This is a genomic window from Gracilibacillus saliphilus (assembly GCF_010994085.1).
GTDB lineage: Bacteria > Bacillota > Bacilli > Bacillales > Amphibacillaceae > Gracilibacillus > Gracilibacillus lacisalsi.
Genome location: NZ_WJEB01000001.1, coordinates 263,577 through 282,346 on the forward strand (window position 1 = coordinate 263,577; position 18,770 = coordinate 282,346).

19 protein-coding genes are annotated in these 18,770 nt (G+C 37.7%); 17 read left to right on the top strand and 2 right to left on the bottom strand.

Annotation, left to right across the window (positions count from 1 at the left end):
• Positions 1 to 76: 76 nt before the first annotated feature.
• The 10 genes from uvrB (at position 77) to GHT08_RS01105 (ending at position 10,363) form a co-directional block, all read left to right on the top strand.
• Positions 77 to 2,062, top strand: a complete 1,986-nt coding sequence (gene uvrB / locus GHT08_RS01060) for an excinuclease ABC subunit UvrB (RefSeq protein WP_163579034.1) — start codon at positions 77 to 79, stop codon at positions 2,060 to 2,062.
• Between the two features lie 5 nt (positions 2,063 to 2,067).
• The gene (gene uvrA, locus GHT08_RS01065; protein WP_163579035.1) at positions 2,068 to 4,923 is read left to right on the top strand and encodes an excinuclease ABC subunit UvrA; all 2,856 of its coding nucleotides are present in this window, start codon (positions 2,068 to 2,070) and stop codon (positions 4,921 to 4,923) included.
• Positions 4,924 to 5,071: 148 nt separating this feature from the next.
• Entirely contained in the window at positions 5,072 to 5,422 is a 351-nt protein-coding gene (locus GHT08_RS01070) for a YojF family protein (RefSeq protein WP_163579036.1), read from the top strand.
• Positions 5,423 to 5,440: 18 nt separating this feature from the next.
• Positions 5,441 to 6,097 carry a bacillithiol biosynthesis deacetylase BshB2 gene (gene bshB2 / locus GHT08_RS01075; RefSeq protein WP_163579037.1) on the top strand — a complete coding sequence of 219 codons (657 nt, stop codon included), beginning with the start codon at positions 5,441 to 5,443 and terminating at the stop codon, positions 6,095 to 6,097.
• A 98-nt stretch (positions 6,098 to 6,195) separates the two neighbouring features.
• Positions 6,196 to 6,393, top strand: coding sequence for a PspC domain-containing protein (locus tag GHT08_RS01080; RefSeq protein WP_163579038.1), 198 nt, complete (start codon positions 6,196 to 6,198; stop codon positions 6,391 to 6,393).
• Positions 6,394 to 6,395: 2 nt separating this feature from the next.
• Positions 6,396 to 6,737 (top strand): phage holin family protein, encoded by a 342-nt coding sequence (locus tag GHT08_RS01085; protein ID WP_163579039.1) that lies wholly within the window; start codon positions 6,396 to 6,398, stop codon positions 6,735 to 6,737.
• A gap of 547 nt (positions 6,738 to 7,284) precedes the next feature.
• A complete protein-coding gene (gene hprK, locus GHT08_RS01090) occupies positions 7,285 to 8,247 on the top strand; it encodes an HPr(Ser) kinase/phosphatase (RefSeq protein ID WP_163579041.1) in 963 nt (320 codons plus the stop codon).
• Positions 8,248 to 8,270: 23 nt separating this feature from the next.
• Positions 8,271 to 9,116: a prolipoprotein diacylglyceryl transferase gene (lgt, locus tag GHT08_RS01095; RefSeq protein ID WP_163579043.1), complete on the top strand. Its 846-nt coding sequence runs from the start codon at positions 8,271 to 8,273 to the stop codon at positions 9,114 to 9,116.
• 63 nt (positions 9,117 to 9,179) lie between these two features.
• Entirely contained in the window at positions 9,180 to 9,821 is a 642-nt protein-coding gene (gene ppaX, locus GHT08_RS01100; RefSeq protein ID WP_163579044.1) for a pyrophosphatase PpaX, read from the top strand.
• Positions 9,822 to 9,823: 2 nt separating this feature from the next.
• The gene (locus GHT08_RS01105; RefSeq protein ID WP_163579045.1) at positions 9,824 to 10,363 is read left to right on the top strand and encodes an acyltransferase; all 540 of its coding nucleotides are present in this window, start codon (positions 9,824 to 9,826) and stop codon (positions 10,361 to 10,363) included.
• A gap of 55 nt (positions 10,364 to 10,418) precedes the next feature.
• Here the strand turns inward: GHT08_RS01105 and GHT08_RS01110 are convergent, their stop codons facing one another.
• A complete protein-coding gene (locus tag GHT08_RS01110) occupies positions 10,419 to 11,345 on the bottom strand; it encodes a ketopantoate reductase family protein (RefSeq protein WP_163579047.1) in 927 nt (308 codons plus the stop codon).
• Between the two features lie 177 nt (positions 11,346 to 11,522).
• Here GHT08_RS01110 and GHT08_RS01115 point away from each other — a divergent pair, with 177 nt between their 5' ends.
• The 7 genes from GHT08_RS01115 to GHT08_RS01145 all read left to right on the top strand — a co-directional run bounded on the left by GHT08_RS01115 (position 11,523) and on the right by GHT08_RS01145 (position 17,311).
• Complete coding sequence (locus GHT08_RS01115; RefSeq protein WP_163579049.1) at positions 11,523 to 12,530, top strand: tetratricopeptide repeat protein; 1,008 nt, start codon at positions 11,523 to 11,525, stop codon at positions 12,528 to 12,530.
• A gap of 72 nt (positions 12,531 to 12,602) precedes the next feature.
• The gene (gene trxB, locus GHT08_RS01120) at positions 12,603 to 13,553 is read left to right on the top strand and encodes a thioredoxin-disulfide reductase (RefSeq protein ID WP_163579050.1); all 951 of its coding nucleotides are present in this window, start codon (positions 12,603 to 12,605) and stop codon (positions 13,551 to 13,553) included.
• Positions 13,554 to 13,885: 332 nt separating this feature from the next.
• Positions 13,886 to 14,767 (top strand): RNase adapter RapZ, encoded by an 882-nt coding sequence (gene rapZ, locus GHT08_RS01125; protein ID WP_018930966.1) that lies wholly within the window; start codon positions 13,886 to 13,888, stop codon positions 14,765 to 14,767.
• Positions 14,768 to 14,769: 2 nt separating this feature from the next.
• A complete protein-coding gene (locus tag GHT08_RS01130; RefSeq protein ID WP_163579052.1) occupies positions 14,770 to 15,723 on the top strand; it encodes a gluconeogenesis factor YvcK family protein in 954 nt (317 codons plus the stop codon).
• Positions 15,724 to 15,759: 36 nt separating this feature from the next.
• On the top strand, positions 15,760 to 16,707 hold the full coding sequence (whiA, locus tag GHT08_RS01135; protein ID WP_163579053.1) for a DNA-binding protein WhiA: 948 nt from the start codon (positions 15,760 to 15,762) through the stop codon (positions 16,705 to 16,707).
• Between the two features lie 100 nt (positions 16,708 to 16,807).
• Positions 16,808 to 17,065, top strand: a complete 258-nt coding sequence (locus GHT08_RS01140) for an HPr family phosphocarrier protein (RefSeq protein ID WP_163579054.1) — start codon at positions 16,808 to 16,810, stop codon at positions 17,063 to 17,065.
• A 102-nt stretch (positions 17,066 to 17,167) separates the two neighbouring features.
• A complete protein-coding gene (locus GHT08_RS01145) occupies positions 17,168 to 17,311 on the top strand; it encodes a hypothetical protein (protein ID WP_018930962.1) in 144 nt (47 codons plus the stop codon).
• Between the two features lie 271 nt (positions 17,312 to 17,582).
• On the opposite strand, the gene GHT08_RS01150 is transcribed toward GHT08_RS01145, so the two are convergent.
• The gene (locus GHT08_RS01150) at positions 17,583 to 18,761 is read right to left on the bottom strand and encodes a site-specific integrase (RefSeq protein ID WP_163579056.1); all 1,179 of its coding nucleotides are present in this window, start codon (positions 18,759 to 18,761) and stop codon (positions 17,583 to 17,585) included.
• Positions 18,762 to 18,770: the final 9 nt, after the last annotated feature.

Sequence of the window (18,770 nt, forward strand, 5' to 3'; positions counted from 1 at the left end):
AAAACGAATATTTGTTCGCTTTTTATTGGAATATAGTGTATAATATGACAAGTAGTATGAGAACGGAGGTATCAAGGTGGAAGAACAAACTTTTTCATTACAAGCACCTTATCAGCCACAAGGGGACCAGCCTAAAGCGATTAAGGAGCTGGTAACAGGCATTGAGAAAAAGAAACGTCACCAGACTTTGCTCGGAGCAACTGGGACTGGGAAGACGTTTACCATCAGTAATGTGGTCAAAGAGATTAATCGGCCAACATTAGTCATTGCACATAACAAGACATTAGCGGGTCAGCTTTACAGTGAATTTAAAGAATTTTTCCCGAACAATGCAGTTGAATATTTTGTTAGTTACTATGATTATTATCAACCAGAAGCATATGTACCATCTACAGATACGTTTATTGAAAAAGATGCGAGCATCAATGATGAAATTGATAAATTGCGACACTCCGCAACATCTGCATTGTTTGAACGTAATGATGTCTTAATTGTTGCTAGTGTATCTTGTATTTATGGGCTAGGTTCGCCGGAAGAATATCGCAGCCAAGTGTTATCCTTGAGAGTAGGTATGGAAAAAGACCGAGATGAGTTATTAAGAGGTCTTGTCGATATTCAGTATGCTCGAAATGATATTGATTTCCAACGTGGTACTTTCCGTGTTCGTGGTGATTCGGTCGAGATTATTCCAGCTTCAAGAGAGGAACATTGCATCCGGGTCGAGTTTTTCGGTGATGAAATTGATCGAATTCGTGAAGTAGATGCGTTAACAGGTGAAATCATCGGTGATCGTGAACATATTGCGATTTTTCCAGCTTCTCACTTCGTTACTCGGGAAGAAAAATTAAAAGTAGCAATGGAAAACATCAAGAAAGAATTACAGGAACAACTAGAAAAATTCCGCGAAGAAGATAAATTATTAGAAGCACAACGTTTGGAGCAACGAACTAATTATGATCTAGAAATGATGGAGGAGATGGGCTTTTGCTCAGGAATCGAAAACTACTCCCGCCATCTTACATTAAGAGAACCTGGTTCGACTCCCTATACATTAATTGATTATTTTCCAGATGATTCACTTATTGTGATTGATGAATCTCATGTTACCTTACCGCAAATTCGTGGGATGTATAATGGAGACCAGGCACGGAAACAGGTATTAGTCGATCATGGTTTCCGTTTACCGTCTGCATTAGATAACCGTCCATTGACATTTGAAGAATTTGAGAAAAAGGTAAGCCAACTGATCTATGTATCTGCAACGCCAGGACCATACGAGCTAGAACATACACCTGAAATGACGGAGCAAATTATCCGTCCAACAGGTTTATTAGATCCAGAAGTGGATGTTCGTCCAATCGATGGTCAAGTAGATGATTTAATCGGTGAAATCAACAAACGAGTCGATCGCAATGAGCGAGTGTTAGTAACAACACTTACGAAAAAAATGTCAGAGGATTTAACCGATTATTTAAAAGAAGTTGGGCTAAAAGTAGCTTATTTACACTCGGAAATAAAAACATTAGAACGAATTGAGGTTATTCGTGACTTGCGAGTAGGGAAATATGATGTATTAGTTGGAATTAACCTTTTACGTGAAGGGTTAGATATTCCCGAAGTGTCGCTTGTGGCAATCCTCGATGCTGATAAAGAAGGTTTCTTACGTTCTGAGCGCTCCTTAATTCAAACCATGGGGCGTGCGGCTCGTAATGAAAATGGTATGGTTATTATGTATGCCGACAGAGTAACCGATTCGATGCAAACCGCTATCGATGAAACGTATCGACGTCGTGATAAACAACAAGCCTATAATGTTAAACATGGCATCATACCGCAAACGATCAATAAAGGAGTTCGCGACGTGATCCGTGCTACGATGGCAGCAGAAGATGAAGAACAATATGATAGTTCAGCAAAACAAGTAAGTGAAATGTCGAAGAAGGAAAAAGTAGATTTAATCGAAAAAATGGAAAGCGAAATGAAACAAGCGGCTCGCGAGCTCGATTTCGAACGAGCAGCAGAGCTTCGTGATCTTGTTTTAGAATTGAAAGCAGAAGGGTGAAATAAATGGCTAAAAAATCCATTTCAATAAAAGGAGCTCGTGCTCATAATTTAAAAAATATATCCATAGATATTCCTAAGGATAAGTTAGTTGTTTTAACAGGATTATCTGGTTCAGGTAAATCATCATTAGCTTTTGATACAATTTATGCCGAGGGACAACGTCGATATGTCGAATCACTCTCGGCTTACGCTCGACAATTCTTAGGACAAATGGACAAACCAGATGTTGATTCTATTGAAGGTTTATCTCCTGCGATCTCAATTGATCAGAAAACGACAAGCCGAAACCCACGTTCCACGGTTGGTACTGTAACAGAGATATATGACTATATGCGTTTACTTTTTGCCAGAATTGGACATCCGATTTGTCCGATTCATGGTGAAGAAATTACTTCGCAAACAGTTGAGCAAATGGTCGATCGTATTATGGATTATCCCGAACGGACAAAATTACAAATTCTTGCGCCAGTCATTTCTGGGCGTAAAGGTACACATGTAAAAGTGTTAGAGGACCTGCAAAAAGAAGGGTATATCCGTTTGCGCATCGACGGAGAAATGCGTGAAATCAGTGATGATATTCAGCTAGACAAAAATAAAAAGCATTCGATTGAAGTAGTGATCGACCGAATTGTTGTTAAAGAAGGTATAACAGGACGATTATCCGATTCTCTGGAAACAGCATTAAAATTAGGTGATGGTAAAGTTATCGTCGATATCATTGGTGATGAGGAACTGTTATTTAGCGAAAATCACGCCTGTCCTATTTGTGGTTTTTCGATCGATGAATTGGAACCAAGACTCTTTTCTTTTAACAGTCCGTGGGGTGCTTGTAAAACTTGTGATGGTCTCGGTTCTCAATTGGAAGTAGACATCGATTTGGTGATCCCAAACAAGGACTTAACCCTTAATCAGGGGGCTATAGTTGCGTGGGAACCTACTAGTTCACAATATTATCCACAATTACTAAAAAGTGTTTGTGATCATTATGGAATAGAGATGGATGTACCTGTAAATAAAATACCGAAAAACCAGCTAGAAAAGATCTTATATGGCAGTGGTAAAGAAAAAATCTATTTCCGTTATGAAAATGATTATGGTATGCTGCGTGAAAACGATATTTATTTTGAAGGAGTATTAAATAATATTGCTCGTCGATATCGTGAAACGTCATCCGATTTTATCCGTGAACAAATGGAAAAATATATGACAACGAAAGCCTGCCCGACATGCGAAGGTTACCGTTTAAACGAGGAAGCACTTGCTGTTAAAGTAAATGACTTGCATATTGGTCAAGTCACAGCACTATCAGTGACTGAAGCACATTACTTTTTTACATCACTTAAATTGTCTGAAAAAGATAAGCAAATCGCACATATGATCATAAATGAATTAGATGATCGCTTAACATTCTTGAAAAATGTTGGTCTGGAATACCTGACTTTATCCCGCTCTGCTGGTTCGTTATCAGGTGGAGAAGCACAACGTATTCGTCTCGCAACACAGATTGGTTCAGCATTAACTGGTGTGCTTTACGTGCTAGATGAACCATCGATCGGCTTACACCAACGAGATAATGATCGATTGATCCAGACATTAGAACGCATGCGTGATCTCGGTAATACGCTGATTGTTGTCGAACATGATGAGGATACAATGTTGGCAGCAGATTATTTAATTGATATTGGCCCAGGTGCGGGGGAACATGGTGGAGAAGTCGTAGCACAGGGAACTCCAAACCAAGTAATGAAAAAGAAAAAATCATTAACTGGCCAGTATTTATCCGGAGATAAGTTCATCCCAGTTCCTGCTACACGGTCTGAGCCTAATGAGCGTTTTATCGAAATCATTGGAGCAGAAGAAAACAATTTAACAAATGTCGATGTCAAAATTCCGATCGGTATTTATACAGCAGTTACTGGTGTTTCTGGCTCAGGAAAAAGCTCCTTAATCAATGAAATATTACACAAAAGTCTTTCGGTGCAATTGCATCGAGGGAAACAAAAACCTGGTAAACATCAAGAAATTAGAGGTATCGAGCATTTAGAAAAAGTAATTGATATCGATCAATCACCAATTGGCAGAACACCTCGGTCCAATCCGGCAACTTATACAGGTGCTTTTGATGATATTCGGGATGTTTTTGCCCGAACGAATGAAGCAAAAATTCGTGGTTATAAAAAAGGTCGTTTCAGTTTCAATGTCAAAGGCGGTCGTTGTGAAGCCTGTCGTGGTGATGGCATTATTAAGATCGAAATGCACTTTTTACCTGATGTTTATGTGCCTTGTGAAGTCTGTGAAGGAAAACGATATAATCGTGAAACACTAGAAGTAAAATATAAAGGAAAAAATATTGCTGATGTATTAGATATGACTATCGAGGAAGCAATGGAATTCTTCGAAAATATTCCGAAGATTAAACGAAAATTAGAAACCATTTATGATGTCGGATTAGGCTATATTCGTCTTGGCCAACCAGCAACAACGTTATCAGGTGGTGAAGCACAGCGTGTAAAATTGGCAAGTGAATTACACCGCCGTTCAAACGGAAAATCACTGTACATTTTGGATGAGCCGACAACCGGTTTGCACATCGATGATATCTCCCGTCTATTAGCGGTAATCGAGCGTCTTGTTGAAAATGGAGATACCGTTATTATTATCGAGCATAATTTAGATGTGATTAAAGCGGCAGACCATATTATTGATCTAGGTCCAGAAGGCGGCGATGGTGGTGGAACGATAGTCGCAACTGGAACGCCAGAGGAAATCGCAGGAGTTGAGGAATCCCACACTGGAAGGTATTTAAAACCTATTTTAGAGAGAGACAAAGCGAGAATGGAAGCGAAGATAGGTAGTTAAGCATCAATGGCTGTCCCCATAAGGGCAGCCATTATTTCTACTCCAAGTTACTACTATCAGAAAAATCTTGCAATTCTGAGACAAGAACTTCTGCTTATACTGTGCTAAAATAGAGGCAGAATGTTGGAAGAGGAGGAGTCCATTTTCTATGGAACCAATTGAAATCAATCAACTACAAGAACACATTGATAGTTTTGCAAATAAAGAAGTATATGTTCACTTGGAAACAACCAATGGAGCATATGCAAGCCATTTTAATCAAGATGCCTATAATGTAGGTGCGTTTATTCGTAACGCGAAAGTAACTTATCAACGAGGAAAAGTAGTAGGCGCAGGCGCTACATATCGTGTTGGATTAAAACTGGATATTGGCTGGATATATGCAGAAGGTGTTAACCAGTTTGAAGTGGAGCAAAATAGACTTTTAATGGCAGGTCATGATCGCGAAGGAAGACTGATGGTAGCCTTACAAATAAGTGAATCACCATTTCAGTATTAACGAAGAGGGGGAATTATTGTGTCAGAACACGTCGTAGTTATTTATCCGCATCCAGATGATGAAGCATTTGGTGCATCTGGAACGATCACAACTTTTCGGGAAAAAGGAGTTCCTGTCACCTATTTATGCGGAACATTAGGTGAAATGGGAAGAAATATGGGAAATCCTACTTTTGCGACAAGAGAAACTTTACCTGAAATTAGAAAAAAAGAATTAATCCAAGCATGTAAAGTACTAGACATCAACTTGGAGATGCTAGGATACCGTGATAAAACATTAGAATTTGAATCGACTGAGGAAGTAGCAGATCATATTTTTTCTTATTTAAACAAAATCAAGCCATCATTAGTTATAACGCACTACCCAGGACATGCTGTACACCCTGATCATGATGCATTTGGTGCAGCGGCAATAAAAGCAGTTGAAAAGTTCGCTGAAAATGAACGCCCTACTGTTTGGGCACAAGCAATCAGCCGTAATCATTTGGAAGAACTAGGTGAGCCAGATATCCAGAATGATGTAAGTGAAGTGTTCACCAAAAAATTTGAAACAATCCAAGCGCATAAATCACAGGCTGATGGTATGCTTTCCAAGGTCAGAAACGAAGCAGATGATATTGTAGAAGCAACCAAACAATGGTTAGGTGTAGAATCTTTTTACACATGGAAGTTTTAAGCAATATCTTTAGAAAAAATCATAGTATAATAACGAGGTTTATTCTATCTCCATTGTGGAATAGTAATAATATGAAACTGACCTAGGAGGATTACGATATGAATAATAAATTGTATCGTTCCGAAATGAATAATATGGTAGCAGGAGTATTAGGCGGAATAGCAGAAGCTACTAATTTAGATGCGACGATATTACGCTTAATATATATAATCTTACTTATTTTCACAGCAGGATTTCCACTATTTATTCTATATATAGCAGCAGCAATCATTATACCTAAAAGAGGTGATTATTAAGCATGCGCTGGATTTTATCACTTGTTTTTAATGCATTAGCGTTAATGTTAATTGACTATTTATTCGATGGCTTTATCCTTGATGGTTTTGTCGTTGCTTTAATTGCTAGTGTGATTCTTGCCGTATTAAACGCCATTGTGAAACCAATTTTAGTCATATTAACGTTACCAATCACGATTATAACATTGGGCTTATTTTTATTGGTGATTAATGCTATCACATTGTGGCTTACCCAAGCGTTGTTAGGTAATAACTTCATTATCGAAGGATTTGGCACAGCATTTATAGCAGCCATACTCTTCTCGATTATGAACTTAGTCATTAATAAAATAGTAGAAGATTAACCGTTATGTGGTCACATAGCGGTTTTTTTCTGCTGAGTTAAGAAAGTAATTCCCGTGCCATTGCTGTATTTTAAATGAGTCAAGCGCGTTGTGAAACAGTGGGTATTAGAATTTTGGTGTGCACCACTTTGATGAGGTAATTTGAAATCTTGATTCAGTAAATTCCATCACTCTGGCTACCCACTTCCCTTTCCGTCAGGTTTATCCTTCAGCTAACTTTTTCGAGGACAAATGGGGAGTTGAAGAGGGCGGCCTTCTTTAATAATTATGCTATAACGTATTTAGCAAGTAATAACCAATTATGCTAGCAGTTACAAAATGTCAAAATGGTTACTTGATTAAATAACTAGCGAACATCATACACCGTATTTGACTGAGATTCGCAGTATTTACCTTATACAATTAGGGCATACGGTCGAATTTTTTCGAATAAATCTGTACTATATCTTTAAAAAAGTGCTACAATAGTTACATCATGGAATAAAAAAGATAAGAAAGAATGGGACGAGGACACTGTCCATCTGTTCCGAGATAAGGGGGCTTTTGTATGGCAAAGGTGCGTACACAGGATTTGTTGGATCGCTTTAAGATTGAACTGATTGCTGGTGCGGAGGGAGTTCATCGTGAGATTTTTATGAGTGAAGTTTCTCGACCGGGAATTGAATTGACAGGTTATTTTAAATATTATCCTAAAGATCGGTTGCAATTATTAGGAAAAACGGAATTATCTTTTTTTTCGGAATTAACACCAGAAGAAAAAAAGGACCGCTCTTATCGTCTATGTACGGATATTACACCGGGCATCGTCGTGACCAGAGATATGGCCGTCCCAGTTGAGTTAGTGGAAGCATGTGAAGCTTCAGGTGTACCATTAATGCGTTCACCATATAAAACAACACGTGTCATTAGTCGTATTACAAACTTTTTAGAGGCGAAATTTGCCCCTTTTACAGCAGTCCATGGTGTTTTAGTTGATATCTATGGGATTGGTGTACTGATTACTGGACAAAGTGGAGTAGGTAAAAGTGAAACTGCACTGGAATTAGTTAAAAGGGGACATCGTCTTGTAGCTGATGATAGCGTTGAAATTCGCCAAGAGGACTATGATCGATTAATTGGATCATCCCCTCCTCTAATTGAGCATTTATTAGAAATAAGAGGATTGGGTATTATTAATGTCATGACTTTATTTGGTGCAGGATCGGTTCGCTCCCATAAACGAATCTCATTAGTCATTAATCTTGAAACATGGGATCAAAAGAAACAGTATGACCGATTAGGATTAGAAGAGGAGACGATGCAAATTATTGATGTTAAAATTCCGAAAGCAACACTTCCTGTTCGACCTGGTCGTAACCTTGCTGTTATTATAGAAGTGGCTGCGATGAATTTCCGCTTGAAACGGATGGGCGTCAATGCAGCAGAGGAGTTTTCCCAACGATTATCAAAGATGATTGAAAATGGGGAACAAGAGGTTTCAGATTTTGATACAGATCTAGATATGGATTAATTAATGAACGGAGGAGATCAACTTTGGCATGTGAAGCTCCTGCACTTAATCCTGTATTCCTGCAATTAGGCCCATTGCCTATCTATTGGTATGGAGTGATTATCGCATCTGGTGTCTTTTTGGCATTATGGCTTGCGACAAGGGAAGCAGACCGATTAGGTGTAAAAAAGGATTATATTGTTGATTTAGTAGTGTTTGCAATTCCGATTGCAATTCTATCTGCACGTGCATACTATGTCATATTTGAATGGGATCGTTATGTCGGGGAACCATGGTGGAAAGTGTTCGCAATTTGGGAAGGTGGAATCGCTATACATGGGGCACTGATTGGTGCAGTGTTAACGGCTATCGTTTACACACGAGTGAAAAAGTTATCTTTCTGGCAAATTGCCGATATTTTAGCGCCAAGTCTTATATTAGGACAAGCAATTGGTCGCTGGGGTAACTTTATGAACCAAGAAGCACATGGTGGACCTATTTCTGAAGCTACATATCAAAATTTCCATCAATACTTACCAGATTTTATTATGAATCAAATGTGTATTGAAGGTACGATGTATCATCCGACCTTTTTATATGAATCGGTTTGGAATATCATGGTATTTGTTTTATTATTATTCTTACGTAAATACCCATTGCGTCGCGGAGAAATGTTCTTGACGTATGTCATTTCGTACTCAATCGGACGTTTCTTTATTGAAGGAATGAGAACTGATAGTTTATATATTATTGGTGATCTGAGAACGGCGCAGTTTATTTCGATATTGTTAATCGTCGGTGCGGTCATAATTATGATCTATCGTCGTAAGAAAGGCTTATCCGACAGAACGTATCAAGGTAAAAAAATAACACAAGATAAGAAAAAATAAGGAACTTTGAGCTTTTGCTATGTTCAAGCAAAAGCTCGTTTCTCGTCATTTGGAGGTAAAAGCATGAAAGTAGAAACCATTTTATTTGATTTAGATGGAACATTAATCAATACGAATGAATTGATTATCGCTTCCTTTAGCCACACGCTTGAAAAATACGGAGATCGAACATATACGAGAGAAGAAATCCTCGATTTTATCGGACCGCCATTAGCGGATAGCTTGAAAAAAGTTAACCCAGAAAAGGTAGAAGAAATGATGGAGGCTTATCGAGAGCATAACTATGCCAACCATGAAAAATATGTGGAGGCATACCCTACTGTAGTCGATACTATCAAAAAACTGAAGGAATCAGGATACAAGTTAGGAATTGTTACTACAAAACTGAACGATACTGCTAAATTAGGCTTAAAAATCACCGGAATGGATCAACTTTTTGATGTATTAATCGGCCTTGATGATGTTGACCATGCAAAACCACATCCGGAACCGATTTTAAAAGCTATTGATGAATTAAAAGCAAATCCGATGACAACAATGATGGTCGGAGATAACTACCATGACATCGAAGCAGGTCATAATGCAGGTGTGCAAACGGTAGGTGTTGCCTGGACGATCAAAGGAAGAAAGATTTTAGAAGACCATGATCCGGATTATATGTTAGAAGAAATGAGTGATTTATTACAAATCGTTGGAGTGGAATAAATATGCGAAAAACGGATCGATATCGTGTCCATCGTGCCAATAGTTTATGGCATGTCTATAAGACCGTTCCTTTCTGGAAAGTAATCAAAAATTTTATCGTTATTCAGCTTGCTAGATATACGCCTTTTTTAAAACTAAAAAATGCGATGTATCGTACTTTTTTGAGGATGGATGTTGGGAATGAAACTGCTTTTGCGCTAATGGTCATGTTAGATATTATGTTCCCGGAAAAAATTCACGTCGGGAAAAATACGGTAATCGGTTATAACACCACGATTTTAGCTCATGAATACTTAATTGAAGAATATCGTTTAGGTGACGTTTATATCGGACAAGAAGTAATGATTGGAGCCAACAGCACTATCTTACCTGGTGTGACAATAGGTAATAGAGCAGTTGTCGCGGCAGGCACGGTTGTACATAAAGATGTAGAAGCAGGAACGTTTGTTGCAGGTAATCCTATGCGGGTGATTTATACAAAAGAAGAAATGCAGGAACGTAAACAAAAGGATACCTTTTTTCAAAAAGCTGATGATCAGTAATCTGATCATCAGCTTTTGATTGCTGCTCTGCACTTTTATAAAGCCGGAGTGGTCGTCATATTGGCCTTCTTCTTGATATCTTCGCTTTTAAAATTCCATAAATGGTTTTCAAATGTGGAATATCAAGTTGATGTTTACGTGCTAACTCAATAGCTGCACCTTGTAAATGTTCTAATTCGACATGGAGTCCTTTGCGATAATCCTGGTGCATGGAAGACGTCGCATTGGCTGGTAAACTGTACAATGTTTTCCAAGCTTTCTCGAGATGCTGAACAGTCAGGTCTACCTTTTCACGATCAGCAATCTGTCTCATTTCGTGAAGCAACTGTTGTATAATATCCTTCGTTTCCTCATGTACGAGAAGCTCACCAATTTCCATGTTACTGACGGTAGTGATTCCCGAAAATGCTGTAATAAACATATACTTATACCAGATATCCGTTAAAATCTTATCACTGTACTTTGAAGTCATGTTGGCGTCAGCTGAAATCTCTGCTAGTTGTTCGCAAATTTTAACCTGTCGTTCATCTAGAGGACCAAATCGGATTTCATCGATCTTGCTTGTATGTTTTACGTGTCCCTTGTCATCTAATGTCGCAATAATATTGGCTAGACCTCCAAGTACTTTTTCCTTGCCAAAATGATTAGTTAACACGTCGTAATGCTTAACCCCATTTAAAATAGGTAAAATATATGTATGAGCATCAACTAATTTTTCAAGTGTATCGATGACGCTTTCCAAGTGGTACCCTTTTACTGACACGACGATAATATCAGCAGGTGCTGCTTGCTTTGGATCAGTAACTGTCACAGGGTTTTTAACCTGATCATCGCCGTTAATACTATTGATTTTAAGCCCATTTTCTTGCAATTGGGCAGCACGTTTCTCACGAACGACAAATTGCACATTAGCACCAGCTTTACTCCAGCGAGTACCAAAATAACTTCCCAAAGCACCTGCACCAACAATTGAAATGTCCATATCATCTCCCCTTTCTCACTTTATAATACTATAACTTCCTTCTTTTACACGAATGATACATTTGAAAAAAGCTCTTTCAATGTAGCAAAAGTGTGTTATAATGCTAAAGTCATTATATTTAAAATGAAGGAACGATTATATAGAAAATACAATTAGAATGGGAGGGGAATACGAAGCGTGACTAATCCATATCAAATAGAAGGAAACATCATACCTTTCATACCAGAAGGGGATTTTTATTTTTCAAAGGGAGTTGAATCCTTTCAAAAACGAAAATTTGACCTCTCCTTAAAATGGTTTAAAAAGGCGATTGCTGATAAACCGGATAATCCGCTTTATCAATGTCAGGCATCAATTGTCTACACGGAAATGGGCTCCTATCATTTAGCTAATCAAATGTTAACAAAAGTGCTGTCATCACACGGTGAAGATTATGTGGATTGCTATTATTTAATTGCTAATAATTATGCGCATTTAGGTCTCCTTCAGGATGCAGTTAAATATGCGGAATTATATATCGAAAAAGCACCTGATGGAGAATTTACGGAAGCAGCATCTTCCTTACTCGACGTATTAGATTTTAGTGAAGTGGAAGAAGATGAGGATGACGAGTGGATGCTAGAGGAAGAGGATGATCTGATAATTTATCAGGAAACAGCTTTTTATCACTTGGAACGTGAAGAATGGGAAGAAGCCATTGCCATTTTAGAAGAAATGATCACATTGTTTCCAGAGTTTTCACAGGGAAGACATGAATATCATTATGCATTATTTTTTGCTGGTGAACGAGAAGAAGCTATTACGATGGAGGAAAAATATTTACAAGACCATCCTGACTCGTTGTTCAGTTGTATGAATTTAGCTTGTTTTTATGCACATGAAGCCAATCAAGAAAGGCTGCAATATTATACAGGTCTGCTTGATAATATTTATCCGATTCACGAACAACAAAAACTAAGGATTGCAGTGACATTTGCTCAAATTGGACTGTATGAAAAAGCACTATACCGATTTAAATTGTTGCATAAATCAAAGCTAAAAGGCCATCCTTCCTATTATAGATGGTTTAGTACTTGTCAGTATTATTTAGGGCTGAAGGAAATGGCGCAACATTTATGGGAGGAAGGTTGTAAGCAACATAATATTTTAGCAGTACAGACACCTCCATGGAAATGGGAGAAGTGAGCAGAATAGTAGACCTTTTATTTAGACCGTAGGATAATGGTTTTAAGATAATGTTAGAAAGGAATGACGATAATGACTGGAGAAAGAATTTATGATGTTATTATTGCAGGTGCTGGACCAGCTGGTATGACTGCAGCGGTTTACACATCACGTGCAAATTTAGATACATTAATGTTGGAAAGAGGAATTCCTGGTGGCCAAATGGCAAATACGGAAGATGTTGAAAATTACCCAGGTTATGATCACATCTTAGGACCGGATTTGTCGAATAAAATGTTCGACCATGCGAAAAAGTTTGGCGCGGAATATGCATATGGTGACATTAAAGAAGTCATTGATCATGGTGATTACAAAACAGTAGTAGCCGGATCAAAAGAATATAAAACGAAAGCTGTCATTATTACAACTGGTGCACAATACAAAAAATTAGGTATACCAGGTGAAGAAGAACTTGGTGGCCGAGGTGTATCTTATTGTGCAGTTTGTGACGGTGCTTTCTTTAAAGAGAAAGAACTTATCGTTGTAGGTGGAGGAGACTCTGCTGTTGAAGAGGGTGTGTATTTGACAAGATTCGCTAGTAAAGTGACAATCGTTCACCGTCGTGAAGAATTACGTGCACAAAAAATTCTACAAGATCGTGCCTTTAATAATGACAAAATTGATTTCATCTGGGATACAATTGTGAAATCTATTAATGAAAAAGACGGAAAAGTCGGCAGTGTTACATTGTTCAACAAAAAGACTGGCGAAGAATATGAGCATAAGACAGATGGTACATTTATTTATATTGGAATGGTGCCATTAAGTGAACCATTTAAATCATTAGGTATTACTAATGAGGAAGGTTACATCCCGACAAATGAGAATATGGAAACAACTGTACCAGGCGTATTTGCTGCTGGGGATATCCGAGAGAAAGATTTACGTCAAATTGTAACAGCAACTGGTGATGGTAGTATTGCAGCACAAGCAGCACAGGCATATATTGAAAATTTAGAAGAAGCTGTTAATACGCCAAGCTAGTAATTGTAATCTTTTCGACATAATAAGTAATTGGAAATTAACGTGGCTGTAACACGCACGAAATATTAATTAGATATAATGTAATTAACTAATTGACCCCCTTTTTAATAAATATAACTTGACGGCATAGGTTTCCATACCTATGCCCATTTTTTTGATGTGAAAATTGATCATTATTGGAAAATGCAGAAAATATTACAATAATGGCTACTAATAGACAAATTCTTAATAAGTATTTTGGTGGTAGAGGGCATCCACTCCGTGTATAATGGAAGTATAAATACAAGTAGTCTCGTTACATAATTTTCTGAATGGAGAGGAGTGTTTAACCTATGGGGAGACAATCTGAGGAAACCAAGCTTGTCATTATTACAGGAATGTCAGGTGCCGGTAAAACAGTTGCCGTTCAAAGCTTTGAGGATCTCGGTTATTATTGTGTTGATAACCTTCCACCAGCTCTCCTGCCCAAATTCCTTGAACTCATGAAAGACGCCACCAATAATATCCAAAAAGTAGCACTCGTAATGGACTTACGTGGTAGAGAATTTTTTGATACACTATTTGAGGCATTAGACACACTCGGACAAGAAGAATGGTTGGAAGAACATATTTTATTTTTAGATGCGAATGACCATGTTCTTGTTTCCCGTTATAAAGAAACTCGCCGTTCTCATCCATTAGCACAAGATGGACTACCACTTGAAGGAATCCATGCTGAACGAAAAATATTGGATGAATTGCGTGGCCGTGCACAACATTTTATTGACACGTCTAAATTAAAGCCGAAGGAATTACGTGAAGAAATTGTGCAACGCTATAGTAAAAAAGATCAAGAAATATTTTCAGTCCATACGGTTTCTTTTGGGTTTAAATATGGTTTGCCGATAGATGCAGATTTGGTATTTGATGTCCGTTTCTTACCGAATCCACATTACGTGGAGCAAATGCGCCCGCTCACAGGTTTAAATACGGAAGTTTCTTCTTATGTATTTAAATGGTCTGACACGCAGAAATTTTTAGAAAAAACGATCGACCTATTGCAATTTATGCTTCCGCAATATAAGCGTGAGGGGAAAACTCAGCTCGTGATTGCGATTGGATGTACGGGTGGACAACACCGATCTGTTGCGATTGCTGAGCATTTGGCAAAGCATTTTCAAAAAAATTATGTCACACATGTTAGTCACCGTGATATAGAGAAACGAAAGGGATAAAAATGTCAAAATCTGACCCAAAAAAAGTAGTGGTTATCGGTGGTGGAACAGGGATGCCGGTTCTGCTTCGAGGACTCAAACAACAACCAATTGATTTATCCGCGATTGTAACTGTTGCTGATGATGGTGGCAGTTCTGGTCGTTTACGGTCTGAAATGGAAATGCCGGCACCAGGAGATATCCGTAACGTGATTGCCGCACTTTCTGATGTCGAACCAATGTTGATGGAATTATTTCAACACCGTTTTACAAAAGGAAATGGTCTTTCCGGACATTCGATGGGAAATCTCTTATTAGCAGCTATGACATCTGTTACTGGAGACTTTTACAACGGAATTAAAGAGATTTCACGTGTGTTAAATGTAAAAGGGAACATTTATCCGATTGCTAATCAAAACATGTTTCTCCATGCAGAATATGAAGATGGTGAAATAGTAGTCGGGGAATCCAATATACCGAAAGCTAATAAACGGATTAAACGTGTCTTTTTAAAGCCAAACCCGGTATTGCCATTACCGGAAGCAGTCTTGGCTATTCAAGAAGCAGACTTGGTCGTGATTGCACCAGGAAGTTTATATACAAGCACATTACCTAACCTGATTGTTCCGCAAATTGGTGAGGCTTTACGCAATACGAAAGCAAAAGTTGTCTATGTATGTAATGTTATGACGCAAGCTGGCGAAACTAATCACTATACTGCATCTGATCATGTGCAAGCAATCATGGATCACATTGGTACCGGATGTCTACAATCCGTTATAGTACACAATAAAACAATTGCTCGCGACGTACAAATGGTCTATGCGGAAGAAAATGCCGAACCGGTAAAATACGATCTGGATAAATTACGTCAGATGGGCTTGGAAATTATCGAAGAAGATATTGTTAAAGAATTAAATCATTCATTACGACATGATACGGACAAAGTGGCGAAAGTGTTGTATTCGTTAATGTAGAGGGGTTAGCAGTTGGCGAAGAGGGGAGGGAGAAAGTTGTCGTTTGCAGCAGATATAAAAAAAGAATTAACGAAAATAGAAAGTGATGATTGTTGCGAACAAGCAGAATTAGCAGCATTGATTCGTATGAATGGTGCGATCTCTTTTTCAAAAAATCATTATTCCTTAGATGTACAAACAGAGAATGCAGCGATTGCACGTCGTATTTATACGTTAATTAAATCGATATACCAAATACCGGTGGAATTATTAGTACGTAAAAAAATGAAATTGAAAAAAAATAATGTCTACATCGTGCGGATGAAGGAAGGCGTAAAAGAAATGCTTCAAGACATGGAGATTTTAGCTGAGCCCCTGCAATTTATTCGTACGATTTCAAAGAAATATACGAAAAAGCAATGTTGCCGAAGAGCATATTTGCGAGGTGCATTTTTAGCTGGTGGATCAGTTAATAATCCAGAAACTTCTTCCTATCATTTAGAGATATATAATTTTCATGAAGAACACAATCAATCATTGTGTGATTTGTTAAATGAATATCAACTTCATGCACGCATTTTGGAACGTAAAAAAGGGTTTATCACCTATATTAAAGAAGCAGAAAAAATTACCGAGTTTTTGAATTACATTGGTGCACATCAAGCATTATTTAAATTCGAGGATGTTAGGATTGTTCGGGATATGAGAAATTCTGTCAATCGCTTGGTGAATTGTGAAACAGCCAACTTAAATAAAACAATCGGTGCAGCATTCCGACAGGTTGAAAATATCCGTTTTATTGATAAGACGGTAGGGTTGGATGCATTACCGGATAAACTACAGGAAATTGCTAAACTACGAATGGAACATCAAGATGTATCATTGAAAGAATTAGGTGAAATGGTCTCAGGTGGTAAGATTAGTAAATCTGGCATTAACCACCGATTGAAAAAAATCGATCAATTTGCAGATCAATTACGAAAAGAAGAGTTAACCATGAAATAACAAGAGGAGGATTTTCCCTCCTCTACAATATTATAAGAATAAGATAAGCTGTTCTTTAGTAGAATGGAATGATAGCGCTTACTAAACAGGAGGGGTTACCATGTTAGAGAAAGAAGTTGTAATTGCAGTAGATCCAGGGTTGCAAGCAAGACCAGCGGCTCAATTTGTACAAAAGGCAAACAGTTTCACTTCAGAAATATTTATTGAAAAAGGTACCAAGCGGATTAACGCCAAAAGTATTATGGGGTTAATGAGCTTGGCGTTGTCAAAAGGGAATACAATAAAAATTATTACAGATGGTAGTGACGACCAGGAAGCTTTAGACGAATTAGCGGCTTTTGTTGAAGGGAAAAAATAAAGATCTGTATAACACTGCTTTTTTGCAGTGTTTTTTGTTGAAAAAATACAGATAGCACCATATGATGGGAATAATAGCAGAACCACAGTAAGGAGTGACAGAATGAGCCTTAAATCGAGTATTTATAAAATTTTACGGATATGGAATGATGTCGATGCAGTTCGTAAAGGCAGAGCAGGAAAAAGGATTGGCCGTCGAGTAGCAGGTAAGGCAACAGGAAAAGCGTTAAGAAAGTTGTTTAAATAACAAGGTTAGAAAACAAATCTACATAAAAAAGCACTTCTCCTATCCATATTAGATGGGAGAAGTGCTTTGGTTGGAGTTTACCTGTTATAAAAGCGCGCCCGGAGGGATTCGAACCCCCGACACATGGTACCGGAAACCAACAAAGCGCATTTTAAGCCATTTTAGCCTATTCCGATACGTCATTTTAAAAGCAATTAATGTTTGTTTCATTTTATCATCTAACGGAACATGTTAGACGTTTCGTTTGAAAAAATGTTTGATTCTAACAAATTTATTTCATATGATCTTGTTTGAAATGGACTATATTTTCATCTTCCACATTAGCTTTTGGATATAATGATTTGTTAATACTTTGTGCAGCTATTTCCTGTATGCCCGGTATAATATGAGAATACGTGTCTAACGTTGTTTGAATGGATCTATGCCCTAATCTTTCCTGTACAACTTTTGGATGCACACCATTAGCCAATAACAAGGTAGCGTGTGTATGTCGCAATCCATGAAAGCTAATCTTCTTCACACCACTTTTTTCTATTGTACGGTTAAATACAGTACGCATATAAGATGGCTTAATAAAATCACCGATTGTAGTAGCGCACACCAAGTCCTTATCCATGTAATCCTCACCAAGCTTCATTTTATCCTTTTCCTGTTGTTTCTTGTGCATTTTTAATAATTCCACCGTATCATCATCTATTTTAATCGTTCGATAGCTTGTTTTAGTTTTTAATTGCGGTGATAAGATCCACTCTTTATCACCATTATCTTTTTCCTGCTGCTTTAATTGATGTGTAACAGATATTGTTTCATTATCCAAATCGATTTTGGACCATGTTAACCCTAATACTTCCCCTTTACGCATTCCGGTAGCTAAAGCAAGTATGATAGGAGTACGATGATTCTTACTGTTTAAATGACTAATAAATTGCTGCACTTCTTTTTCAGACCAATACTCTATTTCCTCACGTTCTACTCTAGGTGCTTCTATATCTTCCATGATATTTTCATCCATACCAAAGCGTTGTCCTTTGTTTAAAGCGCTAGACAGTATTCTGAATATATGTTTCTTTGTGCGCTGTGATATCTTCTTTGCGTTAATTTCATCAACGAATGATTCTACATGATGATTTTTAATTTTATTTATCTTCCAATGGCCGATACCAGGTATAATGTGGTTTTTAACATAAGATAAGTAATGTTGATATGTACCATAAGCAACAGTTTGCTTTTTTCGCTCTAACCATTTTGTTAGATATTCTTCAACAGTCATATCTTCTGGCTCTTTATATCCTTTTTCCATTTTCTGAAGGATTTTAGGTAAGTCTTTTTCCGCGTCTTTCTTTCGCTTATACCCACTAAACCATTTTTGCTTACGTTTCCCTTTGTGATCTCTCCCTATATCAACCACCACATAATAATTATCGCCTTTTTTAGCGACATGACCTTTCATGCAAAAACC